Origin of the sequence: Sphingomonas sp. 22176 (assembly GCF_052045505.1) — a bacterium.
GTDB lineage: Bacteria > Pseudomonadota > Alphaproteobacteria > Sphingomonadales > Sphingomonadaceae > Sphingomonas.
Window position 1 is genome coordinate 147,092 of record NZ_JBQEPL010000001.1, and the last position, 15,154, is coordinate 162,245.

Annotated in this window: 15 protein-coding genes; 11 read left to right on the top strand and 4 right to left on the bottom strand. The window is 67.0% G+C overall.

All coding sequences use genetic code 11. The annotated features are described in order from the left end of the window. Positions 1–113: 113 nt before the first annotated feature. A complete protein-coding gene (locus tag ACTJKY_RS00740) occupies positions 114–1,364 on the top strand; it encodes an MFS transporter (RefSeq protein ID WP_440843535.1) in 1,251 nt (416 codons plus the stop codon). After that, complete coding sequence (locus ACTJKY_RS00745) at positions 1,361–2,995, top strand: glycoside hydrolase family 43 protein (protein WP_440843537.1); 1,635 nt, start codon at positions 1,361–1,363, stop codon at positions 2,993–2,995. The genes ACTJKY_RS00740 and ACTJKY_RS00745 overlap by 4 nt, the downstream gene beginning before the upstream one ends. Before the next feature lie 37 nt (positions 2,996–3,032). Here ACTJKY_RS00745 and ACTJKY_RS00750 read toward each other — a convergent pair whose 3' ends face one another. From ACTJKY_RS00750 to ACTJKY_RS00760, 3 genes are all read right to left on the bottom strand, one after another. Continuing rightward, entirely contained in the window at positions 3,033–3,410 is a 378-nt protein-coding gene (locus tag ACTJKY_RS00750; protein WP_440843538.1) for a glycine zipper 2TM domain-containing protein, read from the bottom strand. Positions 3,411–3,455: 45 nt separating this feature from the next. Continuing rightward, a complete protein-coding gene (locus ACTJKY_RS00755; protein WP_141988124.1) occupies positions 3,456–3,635 on the bottom strand; it encodes a hypothetical protein in 180 nt (59 codons plus the stop codon). Between the two features lie 295 nt (positions 3,636–3,930). Beyond that, the gene (locus ACTJKY_RS00760; protein ID WP_440843540.1) at positions 3,931–4,314 is read right to left on the bottom strand and encodes a PilZ domain-containing protein; all 384 of its coding nucleotides are present in this window, start codon (positions 4,312–4,314) and stop codon (positions 3,931–3,933) included. A gap of 288 nt (positions 4,315–4,602) precedes the next feature. Between ACTJKY_RS00760 and ACTJKY_RS00765 the strand changes: the two genes are divergently transcribed. From ACTJKY_RS00765 to ACTJKY_RS00800, 8 genes are all read left to right on the top strand, one after another. Then, a complete protein-coding gene (locus ACTJKY_RS00765) occupies positions 4,603–6,105 on the top strand; it encodes a DEAD/DEAH box helicase (protein ID WP_440843541.1) in 1,503 nt (500 codons plus the stop codon). A gap of 311 nt (positions 6,106–6,416) precedes the next feature. Further along, positions 6,417–7,127 (top strand): PEPxxWA-CTERM sorting domain-containing protein, encoded by a 711-nt coding sequence (locus tag ACTJKY_RS00770; RefSeq protein ID WP_440843542.1) that lies wholly within the window; start codon positions 6,417–6,419, stop codon positions 7,125–7,127. Between the two features lie 235 nt (positions 7,128–7,362). Beyond that, positions 7,363–7,917 (top strand): F0F1 ATP synthase subunit delta, encoded by a 555-nt coding sequence (locus ACTJKY_RS00775; RefSeq protein WP_440843543.1) that lies wholly within the window; start codon positions 7,363–7,365, stop codon positions 7,915–7,917. Positions 7,918–7,927: 10 nt separating this feature from the next. After that, on the top strand, positions 7,928–9,457 hold the full coding sequence (atpA, locus tag ACTJKY_RS00780) for a F0F1 ATP synthase subunit alpha (RefSeq protein WP_440843544.1): 1,530 nt from the start codon (positions 7,928–7,930) through the stop codon (positions 9,455–9,457). Between the two features lie 14 nt (positions 9,458–9,471). Then, a complete protein-coding gene (locus ACTJKY_RS00785; RefSeq protein ID WP_141988117.1) occupies positions 9,472–10,347 on the top strand; it encodes a F0F1 ATP synthase subunit gamma in 876 nt (291 codons plus the stop codon). A gap of 27 nt (positions 10,348–10,374) precedes the next feature. Further along, positions 10,375–11,847: a F0F1 ATP synthase subunit beta gene (gene atpD / locus ACTJKY_RS00790; RefSeq protein WP_141988116.1), complete on the top strand. Its 1,473-nt coding sequence runs from the start codon at positions 10,375–10,377 to the stop codon at positions 11,845–11,847. A 48-nt stretch (positions 11,848–11,895) separates the two neighbouring features. Beyond that, positions 11,896–12,147 carry an ATP synthase F1 subunit epsilon gene (locus ACTJKY_RS00795; RefSeq protein ID WP_121072229.1) on the top strand — a complete coding sequence of 84 codons (252 nt, stop codon included), beginning with the start codon at positions 11,896–11,898 and terminating at the stop codon, positions 12,145–12,147. A gap of 135 nt (positions 12,148–12,282) precedes the next feature. Next, positions 12,283–13,836, top strand: coding sequence for a CpaF family protein (locus ACTJKY_RS00800; protein ID WP_440843545.1), 1,554 nt, complete (start codon positions 12,283–12,285; stop codon positions 13,834–13,836). A 156-nt stretch (positions 13,837–13,992) separates the two neighbouring features. On the opposite strand, the gene ACTJKY_RS00805 is transcribed toward ACTJKY_RS00800, so the two are convergent. Then, positions 13,993–14,181 (bottom strand): hypothetical protein, encoded by a 189-nt coding sequence (locus tag ACTJKY_RS00805; protein ID WP_141988113.1) that lies wholly within the window; start codon positions 14,179–14,181, stop codon positions 13,993–13,995. A 51-nt stretch (positions 14,182–14,232) separates the two neighbouring features. On the opposite strand from ACTJKY_RS00805, the gene ACTJKY_RS00810 reads away from it, so the two are divergent. Further along, positions 14,233–15,042 carry a class I SAM-dependent methyltransferase gene (locus ACTJKY_RS00810; RefSeq protein WP_440843547.1) on the top strand — a complete coding sequence of 270 codons (810 nt, stop codon included), beginning with the start codon at positions 14,233–14,235 and terminating at the stop codon, positions 15,040–15,042. Positions 15,043–15,154 lie beyond the last annotated feature (112 nt).

Here is a 15,154-nt window from a genome sequence, read left to right on the forward strand (position 1 = left end):
AGTTGCGGCATCCCGCCGCTTGCGCGCAAAGCCGCCCCGGCTCTTGCAGTCGACGCGCTTTGCTGGCAACGTTAACGTTAACACGCGTGTCGGCGCGGAAGTTTGGAGAGTGCATGTCCTTCTGGCACCGCACGAGCGCGCTGCGCTGGTGGATCATCGGCATCGTCATGCTGGGCACGATGCTCAACTATCTGACGCGGAGCACGCTGGCGGTCGCCGCACCGAGCTTCATGGTCGATCTCCACATCAACGAGCAGCAATATTCCTACATCACCGCCGCCTTCCAGGGCGGCATCATGCTGCAGCCGGTGGTGGGCTATATCCTCGACGTGGTCGGCCTGCGCTCGGGCATGGCGCTGTTCGCCGCGGGCTGGGGCCTGCTGAGCATGGCGCACGGGCTGGCGTTCAGCTGGCAGTGGCTGTTCGCACTCCGCGGCATGCTGGGCTTTGCCGAGGGCACCTCGCACACCGGCGGGCTCAAGGTCGTGTCCGAATGGTTCCCGGCGCGCGAGCGCGGCTTTGCCGGCGGCATCTACAATCTCGGCGCCTCGGCCGGCGCGGCGCTGGCAGCGCCGCTGGTCGCCGGATCGATAGCGCTGTGGAACTGGCGCGCGGCGTTCGTCGTCACCGGCGTGCTGGCGTTGCTCTGGGCGCTGCTGTGGCTGGTCAATTATCGCACGCCGCAAACCCATTCGAGCATCTCGGAGCAGGAACGCGACCTGATCCTCAGCGGCCAGGAAGCCCATATCCAGGAACGCGCCGAGCGCCCCTCGCCGCTGCGTCTGCTCACCCAGCGCAACTTCTGGGGCATCGCGCTGCCGCGTTTCCTCGCCGACCCGACCTGGGGGACGCTCACCTTCTGGATGCCGCTCTATCTGGTGAAGGTACGCGGCTTCAACCTGGGCGAGATCGCCGTCTCCGCCTTCCTGCCGTTCATCGCGGCGGACATCGGCTGCATGTTCGGCCCGGCGCTGGCGCTGTTCCTCCAGCGGCGCGGGATCAGCCTGATCAACGCGCGGCGCTGGACCTTCACCTTCGGCGCACTGCTGATGACCGGCATGGTGTTCGTCGCCAGCGTCGAGAATGCCTGGGCGGCGGTGGCGCTGCTCTGCCTGGGCGGGTTCGCGCACCAGACGCTTTCGGTCACCGTCATCACCATGGCGACCGACCTGTTCCCGCGCAATGAGCTCGGCACCGTCGCCGGCCTTGCCGGCACCTTCGCCAATGGCAGCATCCTCATTTTCACGCTGCTGATCGGCGGGCTGGTCGCCTCGCTGGGCTATGGCCCCTTCTTCATCGCCCTCGGGCTGCTCGACCTCGTCGCCGCCCTTCTTCTCTGGACCCTCGTCAAGGCGCCCCGATGATCCGCAACCCGATCCTTCCCGGCTTCAACCCCGATCCGTCGATCTGCCGCGTCGGCGACGACTATTATATCGCGACCTCGACCTTCGAGTGGTTCCCCGGCGTGCAGATCCACCACAGCCGCGATCTCGCCAACTGGACGCTGATCGCCCGCCCGCTGGTGCGCGCGGCGCAGCTCGACATGCGTGGCGATCCGGACAGCTGCGGGGTGTGGGCGCCGTGCCTCACCCATGACGGCACGCGCTTCCACCTGCTCTACACCGATGTGAAGCGCTACGGCCGCACGACGATGGGCGGCGCCTCGGGCGCGTCGCTGCGCGACTTCCACAACTACCTCGTCACCTGCGACACGATCGACGGGGAGTGGTCCGATCCGATCCACCTCAATTCGAGCGGGTTCGACCCCTCGATGTTCCACGATGACGACGGCCGCAAATGGGTGGTGAACCAGCTCTGGGACCATCGCCCCGGCCGCAACCGCTTCGCCGGAATCGTGCTGCAGGAATATGATCCCGCGGCGGAGAAGCTGGTCGGCGCGCGCACCAACATCTTCCCCGGCACCGCGCTGGGGCTGACCGAGGCGCCGCATCTCTATCGCCGGGGCGAGTTCTATTACCTCCTCACCGCCGAGGGCGGCACCGGCTGGAACCATGCCGTCACCATGGCGCGGTCGCGCGAGATTACCGGGCCGTACGAGTTGCACCCGGACACCTATATCCTCTCCAGCCGCACCCGCCCCGATGCGGTGCTGGCGCGCGCGGGCCATGCCGATCTGGTCCACACCGCCGAGGGCGAACCCTGGCTCGCCTATCTGTGCGGCCGCCCGCTGCCGAATCGCGGGCGCTGCGTGCTCGGCCGCGAGACCGCGATCCAGCCGATGCGCTGGGCCGAGGATGGCTGGCTCTACACCCGCGACGGCCGCGGCCTGCCCGAACTGGAAGTGCCCGCGCTCAGCAACACGCCCTCGCCCGCGCGACCGACCGAGGAGCGCCACGACTTCGACTCGGCCACGCTGCCGATCAACCTGCAATGGCTGCGCACCCCCGAGCCCGACCGGATCTTCAGCCTCACCGCCCGGCCCGGCCATCTCCGCCTGTTCGGGCGCGAGACGATCGGCAGCGTCTTTACCCAAGCGCTGGTCGCGCGGCGGCTCCAGGCCTTCTGCACCTCGACCAGCTGCGTGCTCGACTTCGAACCGCAGGATTTCCAGCAGGCGGCGGGGCTGGTCGTCTATTACAACAGCACCAAGTTCCACTATCTCCATGTCAGCCATGACGAGGATGTGGGCCGCCATCTCCGCGTGATGACAGCGCTGCCCGATTCGCCGCAGGGCGACGCCTTCACCACGCCGATCCCGCTGCCGGCAGGTCCGGTCGAGCTACGCTGCGAAGTGGATTACGAGCGGCTGCGCTTCGGCTGGCGGATGGCCGGGGCGGAGGCCTGGCACTGGCTCCCCGAACTGTTCGACGCCTCGATCCTCTCCGACGAGGCGAGCGCGCCGGGCCTGCCCAACTTCACCGGCGCCTTCATCGGCATGGCCTGCCAGGACGTGAGTGGCATGGGCGCGCCGGCGGACTTCGACTGGTTCGCGTATCGAGAGCGGGCGTTCCTGCCGGACCCGACGATAGGCTAGGCCTGGAGGCAGGAGGCGCCGTAGCGCCTCCCACGGCTCACTTACACTTGACGTTGCCCTTGTCGATCTGGCGGCCGAGCAGCGCGCCGCCGCCTGCGCCGAGCAGCGTCCCCAGCGTCCCGCCGCCGACGACGTTGCCGAGCACGCCGCCCGCCACGCCGCCGATCACAAGGCCGGTCGTGCCGTCGGAGCGCTTGCAATAGGTCCTGCCGTCGCGGCCGCGATAGATGCGGTCGTTGCGGGAAAGCCGTCGCGGCGACCGGTTGGTGTCGCGATAGGATCGGGCGGGATCCCAGTTCTTCTGCTCGCCGTGCCAGCGCTGATCGTGCTGCGCGGCGAATGCGGGCGCGCTCGCCGAAGCGATAAGGCCTGCACAGGCGAGCGCCTTGACGGTCGATGAGATCATGTTCTTCATATCGCGGGGTATCCCTCTATTTGGCGACCTGGAAACTGCCCGCGATCAGCGGTGGCGAACCCAGTGACAGACGCGCACGCGCTTCTTGTGATGGCCATGGCCGCGGACTTCGACCTTGCAGACCTGCTTCTTGCCATAGTGGCGGGGTGCGGCGTCGGCCGGTGCCGACACGATCATGGCGGCGGCGAACATGGCGCCGATCGATCCGATATGCTTGATGGTCATCTCGTCCTCCATTGTGAGAGCGAGAAAGAACACGACAGCGCATGTCGGGTTTCTGAATTAACCACGGTTAAATTGTCGCATTTTGTCGCAAGGGGTCGGCTGACGGTGGGCTGCCCGGATCCTCCCCCTACGGGGGAGGGGGACCGCCGCCGGAGGCGGTGGTGGAGGGGCCGCGCCGCGAGGCGCGGTGCTCCCTGCACCACCTGCGCACCGCCGCTGGCGCGGCGGCCCCTCCACCATGGGCTGGCGCCCATGGTCCCCCTCCCCTGCTTTGGCAGGGGAGGATCCAAATAGTTTACTCCCCCTCGCGCAACATGCTCGCCCGCCGCAGCCGCGCCTCGAGATCCTCCACCATCCGCTCCCGGCTCCGGAACGCATGCTGCAGGTCGCGCTGGCTGAGCGGCATCAGGAATTCGCAGCCGTGGCGCGTGTCCTCGCGCCACACCACCCGTGCCTCGCGCGCGCCGGCGCCGGACATGCCGATCCAGATCAGCGTCCCCTCGGGCAGCGCGACATCGGCGTTGAACAAAAAGCCGGTGCGCGAGAAATTCTCGACCACTGCGTCGAACGGGCGGCCGTCCATGCCGCGCACGGTGGTTTCCCGATTCACCAGGAAGCGCACCGCGCCGCGCGCGTCCATGCTTCCCCAAACTTCCAGCCTCGCGACGAGCACCAGCACCTGTTCCCTTGCCCCAGGACACCGGCTCTACGACAAACGGGGTTAACGCCTGACCAACGCGCACACGCTTCTTGACGCGACGCAGCATCACTGCCATATGCGAAATCACGACGAGGCATTTATATGCAGCGTGATCGGCGGCGCGCCCCAAACGGGGACCTGCTCCGCTAGGCTCTGCTTCGTCGCTTATCGGCTTCCCAAATCACGCGGGGCGTCACTTGTTGACCCCGCCTTCGCGTGCGCCCTTTGAAGATGCGTGCGCGCCGGCCGCATCTATAAGGTTTTACCATGCAATTCAAAGAACTCGGCCTTTCCGAGACCGTCCTGGCTGCGCTCGCCGCCAAGGGCTATACCGACGCGACGCCGATCCAGGCGCAGTCGATCCCCGCGCTGCTCGAAGGCCGCGACCTGCTCGGCATCGCGCAGACCGGCACCGGCAAGACCGCGGCGTTCATGCTCCCCTCGATCGATCGCCTGATCGCCAGCGGCAAGCGCCCGCAGCCGCGCGGCTGCCGCATGCTCGTCCTCGCGCCGACGCGTGAGCTGGCCGCGCAGATCGCCGACAACGCCAAGCATTATGCCAGCGGCACCGGCCTGCGCATCGCCACCGTGTTCGGCGGCACTTCGGTCCACAAGAACAAGACCGATCTGGCGCGCGGCGTCGACATCCTCGTCGCCACGCCGGGCCGCCTCGTCGACCTGCTCGATCAGCATTTCCTGATCCTGCTGGGCATCGAGATCCTGGTGCTCGACGAAGCCGACCAGATGCTCGACCTCGGCTTCATCCATGCGCTGCGCCGCATCGTGAAGGAGCTGCCGACCAAGCGTCAGTCGCTGTTCTTCTCGGCGACCATGCCGAAGACGATCCGCGAGCTGGCCAGCCAGTTCATCCATAATCCGGTCGAAGTGAAGGTGACCCCGGTCGCCACCACGGCGGAGCGCGTCGAGCAGTTCGTCACCTATGTGACCCAGGCCGAAAAGCAGGCGCTGCTGACGATCCAGCTGCGCAACCCGGACATCGACCGCGCACTGATCTTCACCCGCACCAAGCATGGTGCCGACCGCGTCGTGCGGCTGCTCGCCGGCAACGGCATCGCCGCCAACGCGATCCACGGCAACAAGAGCCAGCCGCAGCGTGAGCGCGCGCTGGGCGAGTTCCGCTCGGGCAAGGTCAAGCTGATGGTCGCGACCGACATCGCCGCGCGCGGCATCGACGTGTCGGGCGTCAGCCATGTGTTCAACTTCGAGCTGCCGAACGTGCCGGAGCAATATGTCCACCGCATCGGCCGCACCGCGCGCGCCGGCGCCGACGGCATCGCGATCAGCTACTGCGCCGATGACGAGCGTCCGTACCTGAAGGACATCGAGCGGCTGACCCGCCAGAAGCTCACCGTGCAGCCGCTGCCGGAGAACTTCACGGCCGAGTCCGACAAGATCAAGTCGACCCGTTCGCCGATGCCGGCGAGCCGCGACGAGCAGAACGGCCGCAACGGCCGCGCGATGCAGCATGCCTCGGGTCGTCGTGGCGACGGCCAGCCGGGCGGTCGTGGTCGCGGCGGTCCGCGCAGCGATGCGCCGCGTGCCGGCGAGCCGCGCCGCGCCGAGGGTGGTCCGCGCAGCGACCAGCCGCGTCGCGCCGAAGGTGCCGGCCATGCCGGTGCGGGCGCTGGCGCCGGTCGTGGTCCGGGTGCGCCGAAGCGCAAGTTCAACGCGCGTCCGGCCGGCAGCGGCCAGGGTCGCCCCGGTGGCGGCAATCGCGGCCAGGGCGGCGGCGCGGGTCGCTCGCGCTAAGTCTTGCCCTCTTTACCCCCTCCCGCTTGCGGGAGGGGCAGAGGGAGGGTGTGTAAGGGAAGCGGGGGCTGCGCTCGAAGAAGCGCGGCTGCGCCTGTTCGGCCAATCGACGTCGGATCGCCCGCTACCCTCACACACCCTCCCCTAACCCCTCCCGCAGGCGGGAGGGGGATTTAGGTCGGGACGCGCCGCGCCCGTCCCAACCCGGCACGGCTGTGCCAAAGCCGGTCATTCACCAATTTCAATAAGCTAGCCCCGGCCCCCGCGCGCCCGCTAGCGCTCGTCCCCACAACAGGTGGGAACAGAAGACGATGCGCAATGTCCTGATGGCCGCAGCCCTGGCGCTCGGCGCGGTGGTGCCGGCAGCCGCCCATGCGACGGTGGTGATCACCGGCTATGACGACGATCCCGGCTATCTCGCCGCGGACCAGATGGTCTACACCCCCACCGGTTTCGTCGGCAACTGGCCGGGCATGAGCCGCTTCCGCTTCACCGGCACCGAGAACGGCAAGACGGTGGAGTTCCTCACCTATTGCGCCGACGCCTTCACCGCGATCGGTACCGGCAGCTTCGAGCGCACCGGCATCTCCGCCGTGCTCGGCGACGTCACCCGCCAGCAGCAGTTGCTCACCCTGCTCACCCATTCGGAGGTGCTGCTGGGCAACGAACAGGATCTGCTCGGCCGCAAGACCATCTCCGCCGCCACCCAGCTGGCGGTGTGGGAGATCCTCGAAGAGCATAGCGGCAACTACGACACCACCAGCGGCCAGTTCTACACCGTCGGCGGCAACAGCGACGATGCCCGTGCGCTGGCCAACAGCTACCTGACCCAGATCACGACCGGCGGCTGGACCGCGATCGCCGGCCACAAGCTGCAGCTGCTCTTCTCCAAGGACCAGCAGAGCCAGGTGTTCCTCAGCGCAGTGCCCGAGCCCGCCAGCTGGGCGACGATGATCGGCGGCTTCGCGCTGGTCGGCGGCATGTTCCGGCGCAAGCGCGCGGCGGCGCTGCGAGTCGCCTGACGCCGGCTAATCCCATGATTTCGGGGCAGGCGAGCGCATCGCCTGCCCTTTTTCTTGGGCGCTTCCAGACACGTCGAAACGCAAACATGAAACCAGCGTGTGACGTTTCGGCGACTCGGGTTGCATACGGCCAAGCGCGATGCTAGCAGCCCGGCAACCCATCGGGGGCGCAGTTTGCGTCGCCCCCCTTTTGTGCATGGGGTCACTTCCGACCCTCCGAGAGGAAACGAATCGCGTGGAGAATTCCGGCGGTATTCAGGCCAGCCTAAGCGGACGCTACGCAACCGCGCTCTTCGAGCTGGCACGTGACGCCAAGGCCATCGAGGCCGTCGAAGCGAGCCTTGCGACCGTGCGGGCGGCGCTCGACGAATCGCCCGAGTTCAAGGCGCTCACCACCAGCCCGTTGATCGGCCGCAAGGACGCCGGCAAGGCCGTCGCCGCTGCGGCGGGCGTGATGGGCCTGGATGCGACGACGACCAAGTTCCTCGGCGTACTCGCCGAGAACCATCGTCTGGCGCAGCTGCCGGCGATCATCCGCACCTTCCGCGCGCTGGCGACCAGCCACCGCGGCGAGACGACCGCGGAAGTGACCTCGGCACACCCGCTCACTGCCGAACAGGTCGACGCGCTCAAGCAGCAGCTTCGCACCCGTATCGGCCGCGAGGTCTCGGTCGACCTGTCGGTGGACCCCTCGCTGCTCGGCGGCCTGGTCGTGAAGATCGGCAGCCAGATGATCGATTCGTCGATCAAGACCCGACTGAACTCCCTCGCGCACGCGATGAAAGGCTGAAGGCAAGAAGATGGATATCCGCGCCGCAGAAATCTCGAAGGTCATCAAGGACCAGATCGCCAATTTCGGCACCGAAGCGCAGGTTTCGGAAATCGGCCAGGTGCTGTCCGTCGGCGACGGCATCGCGCGCATCCACGGGCTGGACAATGTCCAGGCCGGTGAGATGGTCGAATTCGCCAATGGCGTGCAGGGCATGGCGCTCAACCTCGAAGCCGATAACGTCGGCGTCGTGATCTTCGGCTCGGACGCCGAGATCAAGGAAGGCGACACCGTCAAGCGTACCGGCACGATCGTGGACGTTCCCGTCGGCAAGGGCCTGCTCGGCCGCGTCGTCGACGGCCTGGGCAACCCGATCGATGGCAAGGGCCCGATCGAATATACCGAGCGTCGCCGCGTCGAAGTGAAGGCGCCGGGCATCATCCCGCGCAAGTCGGTGCACGAGCCGGTGCAGACCGGCCTCAAGGCGATCGACGCGCTGGTGCCGATTGGCCGTGGCCAGCGCGAGCTGATCATCGGCGATCGCCAGACCGGCAAGACCGCCGTCGCGATCGACACCTTCATCAACCAGAAGGGCCCGAACAGCTCGGGCGACGAAGGCAAGAAGCTCTACTGCATCTACGTCGCCGTCGGCCAGAAGCGCTCGACCGTCGCGCAGATCGTCCGCCAACTCGAAGAGAATGGCGCGATGGAGTATTCGATCGTCGTCGCCGCGACCGCCTCGGAGCCCGCTCCGCTGCAGTTCCTCGCGCCCTACACCGGCTGCGCTATGGGCGAGTTCTTCCGCGACAACGGCATGCACGCCGTGATCGTGTATGACGATCTTTCGAAGCAGGCCGTCGCCTATCGTCAGATGTCGCTGCTGCTCCGCCGTCCGCCGGGCCGCGAAGCCTATCCGGGCGACGTGTTCTATCTCCACAGCCGCCTGCTCGAGCGCGCCGCGAAGATGAACGACGCCAACGGCAACGGCTCGCTGACCGCGCTGCCGATCATCGAGACCCAGGCAGGCGACGTGTCGGCCTACATCCCGACCAACGTGATCTCGATCACCGACGGCCAGATCTTCCTCGAGACGAACCTGTTCTACCAGGGCATCCGTCCGGCCATCAACGTCGGCCTTTCGGTGTCGCGCGTGGGTTCTGCCGCGCAGACCAAGGCGATGAAGAAGGTGTCGGGCTCGATCAAGCTCGAGCTGGCCCAGTATCGCGAAATGGCTGCGTTCGCGCAGTTCGGTTCGGACCTCGATGCCTCGACCCAGAAGCTGCTGAACCGCGGTGCGCGCCTGACCGAACTGCTCAAGCAGCCGCAGTTCAGCCCGCTGTCGTTCGAAGAGCAGACCATCTCGATCTTCGCCGGCACCAACGGCTACCTCGACACTGTCGCGGTCAAGGACGTGGTCCGCTTCGAAGCCGCGATGCTCGCGCACTTCCGTTCGCAGCATGCCGAGGTGCTCGCCGAGATCCGCGACACCAAGGCTTTCGAGAACGGTACGCGGGACAAGGTGAAGGGCGTGCTCGACGCCTTCACCAAGACCTTCGCCTAAGGGACTGCCGCCGGATGGCCAACCTCAAGGAACTCAAGGGCCGGATCGCCTCGGTCAAGTCGACCCAGAAGATCACCAAGGCCAAGCAGATGGTCGCGGCGGCGAAGCTGCGGAAGGCGCAAGCCGCCGCAGAAGCCGCGCGTCCCTATGCCCAGCGCCTTGAGGGCGTGGTCGCCAGCCTCGCCAGCAAGGTGGGGGCCAGCGACAATGCGCCGCGTCTCCTCGCCAGCACCGGCAAGGCGGACACGCAGCTCCTCATCATCGCCAATGGCGACAAGGGCCTGTCGGGCGCGTTCAACGCCAACATCGTCAAGGCGGCGATCCTCAAGGCCCGCACGCTGATTGCCGAGGGCAAGACCGTGAAGTTCTACCTCGTGGGCCGCAAGGGCCGCGCGGTGATCGCCCGTACCTTCCCCGGCATGATCGTCGGCCAGTTCGACACCACTGGTGTTCGTACCCCGGGCTATGACGAGGCGCGCGCCATCGCCAAGGACGTGACCGACCGCTTCTTCGCGGGCGAGTTCGACGTGGCGACCCTGTTCTACTCGCACTTCCGCTCAGCACTGGCCCAGGTGCCGACCGAGCAGCAGCTGATCCCGGTCTCGGTACCGGAGACGACGGTGGCGAGTGCGGGTGCTTCGGTCGAGTACGAGCCGGACGAAGAGACGATCCTCGCCGATCTGCTGCCGCGCAACCTGACGGTGCAGATCTTCAAGGCGCTGCTGGAGAACCAGGCCAGCGAGCAGGGCGCGTCGATGACCGCGATGGACAACGCCACGCGCAACGCCGGCGACCTGATCAACCGTCTGACGATCCAGTATAACCGTTCCCGCCAGGCCGCGATCACGACCGAGCTGGTGGAAATCATTTCGGGCGCCGAAGCGCTCTAAAAGCTGCACGAAGCAAGGAAAGCAACAATGGCAACCGCCGCTGTAGACACGACCCCGACCACGGGCACCAACAATGTCGGCCGCATCAGCCAGGTGATCGGCGCGGTCGTCGACGTGACGTTCGAGAACAACCTGCCGGCGATCCTTTCGGCGCTGGAGACCCAGAACAACGGCAACCGCCTGGTTCTCGAAGTCGCACAGCATCTGGGCGAGAACACCGTCCGCACGATCGCGATGGACGCCACCGAGGGCCTGACCCGCGGCCAGACCGTGACCGACACCGGCAACCAGATCCAGGTTCCGGTCGGCCCGGCGACGCTCGGCCGCATCCTCAACGTCGTCGGCGAGCCGATCGACGAGCGCGGTCCGGTCAGCACCGATCTGCGCGCGCCGATCCACGCCAAGGCGCCTGAGTTCATCGACCAGTCGACCGACAGCGCGATTCTCGTCACCGGCATCAAGGTGATCGATCTGCTCGCGCCGTACGCGAAGGGCGGCAAGATCGGCCTGTTCGGCGGCGCCGGCGTGGGCAAGACCGTGCTCATCCAGGAACTGATCAACAACATCGCGAAGGGCCATGGCGGCACCTCGGTGTTCGCAGGCGTCGGCGAGCGTACCCGTGAGGGCAACGATCTCTATCACGAGTTCCTCGACGCCGGCGTTATCGCCAAGGACGCCGACGGCAACGCCATCTCGGAAGGTTCGAAGGTCGCGCTGGTCTATGGCCAGATGAACGAGCCGCCGGGCGCCCGTGCGCGCGTCGCGCTGTCGGGCCTGACGATCGCCGAGTATTTCCGCGACGTCGAAGGCCAGGACGTGCTGTTCTTCGTGGACAACATCTTCCGCTTCACCCAGGCGGGCGCGGAAGTGTCGGCACTGCTCGGCCGTATTCCGTCGGCGGTGGGCTATCAGCCGACCCTGTCGACCGACATGGGCCAGCTGCAGGAGCGCATCACCTCGACCAACAAGGGGTCGATCACCTCGGTGCAGGCCGTGTACGTGCCCGCCGACGATCTTACCGATCCGGCGCCGGCAACCTCGTTCGCCCACTTGGACGCGACGACCGTGCTCAACCGCGCCATCTCCGAGCTGGGCATCTACCCGGCGGTGGATCCGCTCGACTCGACCAGCCGCGTGCTCGAGCCGCGCGTCGTCGGCCAGGAGCATTACGAGACGGCACGTGCGGTGCAGGCCATCCTGCAGAAGTACAAGTCGCTGCAGGACATCATCGCGATCCTGGGCATGGACGAGCTTTCCGAAGAGGATAAGCTGACCGTCGCCCGCGCCCGCAAGATCCAGCGCTTCCTCAGCCAGCCGTTCCACGTCGCCGAAGTGTTCACCGGCATTCCGGGCGCCTTCGTGCAGCTGGAAGACACCGTGCGCTCGTTCAAGGCGGTGGTCGACGGCGAGTATGACCATCTGCCGGAAGCGGCCTTCTACATGGTCGGCGGCATCGACGACGCGATCGCCAAGGCCAAGAAGCTCGCCGACGAGGCGTAATTGACTCTCGCCCCTCTCCTTCGGGGGAGGGGCTTAGGAAGAACCGAGATGCTGCACTTCGAACTCGTCACTCCGGAACGTCTCGTCCGCTCGGAAGAGGTTCACATGGTCGTCGTCCCCGGCAGCGAGGGCGATTTCGGCGTGCTCGAAGGCCATGCGCCGATCATGTCGACGATCCGCGACGGCAATATCGAGCTGTACAAGCCCGGCGCCACCACGCCCGAGCTGATCCGCGTCGAAGGCGGTTTCGCCGAGGTCAACGAGCGCGGCCTGACCGTGCTGGCTGAACGCGCCGAATAAGCCCGGCTTCCAGCCGCTGGCCTGCAACAGCCCCGCGCGAGCGGGGCTGTTTGCGTTTGGGGCTCCCCCGCATAGTTAGCCAAATCGCAAGGCTTGTCCTTTAGTCCCGGTACCTTCCTGGAGGACTGAAGTTCGATGAGCGCGTTCGGGCGTCGTGGCGGCATGGGCGGTGGTACCGGAGGACGTCCGGCCTTTGGCGTGGCGCGGCCGATGCAGGGCGGCGGTTACCAACGTGCCGAGCCGCTGCCGCTGGGCGGCGACCAGTTCCCGCCGCTCGACTCGGTCCCCCTGCCCGGCCACCACTTCGCCGACCCGATGCTGGAGCGCGACCCGCTCGGCCCCAGCGCGGCGAGCGCCGACGCGATGCAGCGCCTCGCCGATCGTCAGGCGGCGCCCGCCGACCAGGGCAGTTCGCGCAACGAGGGCTTCGAGGCCTCGATCCACCGCATCAAAGAACAGGTGCTGCCGCGCCTGCTCGAGCGCGTCGATCCCGAGGCCGCGGCGACGCTGAGCAAGGACGAGCTGGCCGAAGAATTCCGCCCGATCATCGGCGAAGTGCTCGCCGAGCTGAAGCTGACCCTCAACCGGCGCGAGCAGTTCGCGCTGGAGAAGGTGCTGGTCGACGAGCTGCTCGGCCTGGGCCCACTCGAGGAGCTGCTCGCCGACGCCGCCGTCACCGACATCATGGTCAACGGCCCCGAGCAGACTTATGTCGAGCGCAAGGGCAAGCTCGAGCTCGCCAACATCCAGTTCCGCGACGAGGAGCATCTGTTCCAGATCGCGCAGCGGATCTGCAACTCGGTCGGCCGCCGCGTCGACCAGACCACCCCGCTCGCCGATGCGCGGCTCAAGGACGGCAGCCGCGTCAACGTGATCGTGCCGCCGCTCAGCTTGCGCGGCACCGCCATCTCGATCCGTAAGTTCTCCGCCAAGCCGATCACGCTCGACATGATGGCCAAGGGCGGATCGATGTCCGAGAAGATGGCGACCGCGCTCAAGATCGCGGGCGCGAGCCGGTTCAACATCGTCATCTCGGGCGGCACCGGCTCGGGCAAGACGACGATGCTCAACGCGATCTCCAAGATGATCGACCCCGGCGAGCGCGTGCTGACCATCGAGGACGCCGCCGAACTCCGCCTGCAGCAGCCGCACTGGCTGCCCCTGGAGACCCGACCCGCCAATCTCGAAGGCCAGGGCGAGATCTCGATCCGCGACCTGGTCAAGAACGCGCTGCGTATGCGGCCCGACCGCATCATCCTCGGCGAAATCCGCGGCGCCGAGTGTTTCGACATGCTCGCCGCGATGAACACCGGTCACGACGGTTCGATGTGCACCCTCCACTCGAACAGCCCCCGCGAGGCGCTGGCGCGTATGGAGAACATGGTGATGATGTCGGACATCAAGGTGCCCAAGGAAGCGATCAGCCGCCAGATCGCCGATTCGGTGGACCTGATCATCCAGGTGAAGCGCCTGCGCGACGGCAGCCGCCGGGTGACCAACATCACCGAGGTGATCGGCATGGAAGGCCCGGTGATCGTCACCCAGGAGCTGTTCAAGTTCGAGTATCTCGACGAGGGCACCGACGGGAAGATCATCGGCGAATATCGCTCGATGGGCCTGCGCCCCTACACGCTCGACAAGGCCAAGCAGTTCGGTTTCGACCAGGCGCTGCTGGAGGCGTGCCTGTAACTCTTAGATCCTCCCCCGCAGGGGGAGGGGGACCGCCGCCGAAGGCGGTGGTGGAGGGGTGTACCCGCTAAGGGTGCGCGCCACGATACCAGCGCTGACACCCCTCCGTCGCGCTGCGCGCGCCACCTCCCCTTTCAGGGGAGGATCTTCAAAGCCTCAACCCGCGTGCAACGCGACGCTGACCAGCACGAGCGCGGCGAACAGCCCGGCCATCTGGATCGCCATCCACGGCACCCAACCAACCTGTTCGAGATTCCGCCGCTTGCGCCGGCGATGCTCGGCCACCCCGGCCACGATCGCGATCAGCAGCGCAACCCCGGCGCCGATCCAGAATTCTAGTTGCATCGTCATCCTGTTGCGTCACAGTCGCGCACCGATAGCAGGGAGCCATCGCTTATGCGCCATCGTCTTGTCGCCGTCGCCGCCGTCACCACCCTCGCCGCCGTCGCCAGCGTTGCTGCGCAGCAACCCGCCTCGCTGCGCCAGGCGATCGAAGCCGCGGTCCAGGCACCAAGCCGCACGCCCGCCAATACCGCGCGCGACAAATATCGCCACCCCGCCGACACGCTCGCCTTTTTCGGCGTGAAGCCCGGCGACACCGTCGTCGAGATCTGGCCGAGCGGCGGCTGGTACACCGAGATTCTCGCGCCGCTTACCAAGGGCAAAGGCATCCTCTACGCCGCCGTGCCGAGCGGCAACGCCAAGGGTATCGAGGCGCTGAAGGCGAAAGATGCCGCGCTCTACGGCCCGATCCGCGTCGTCGCCTTCCCTGCCGCCGCCGGCCAGGCCAAGGTGCCGGACGGCACGGCCGACGTGGTGCTCACCTTCCGCAACGTCCATAACTGGCGGATGGGCGGCAAGGACGGAAAGGACTATTCGCCCGAGGCGTTCAAGCAGATGTACGCGATGCTCAAAAAGGGCGGCACGCTGGGCATCGAGGACCATCGCCTACCCGAAAACGCGAGCGACGAGCGCGAGACCAACAGCGGCTATCTGAAGGTGTCGACCGTGCGCCGGCTGGCCGAGGCGGCGGGCTTCAAGTTCGTCGGTGCATCGGAAGTGAATGCCAACAAGGCCGACACCGCCGACTGGCCCAACGGCGTATGGACGCTGCCGCCCACCTATGCGCTCAAGGACCAGGACCGCGCCAAATACGCCGCTATCGGCGAGAGCGACCGTATGACGCTCAAATTCCGCAAGCCGTAAGGGGGTATTGGGAGGGCGTATCCTCCCCCGCCAGGGGGAGGTGGGCCGCGCAGCGGCTCGGAGGGGGAGGATGCCAGAACCTCGCAAGCGTCGGGCTTCCTCCCCCTCCGCC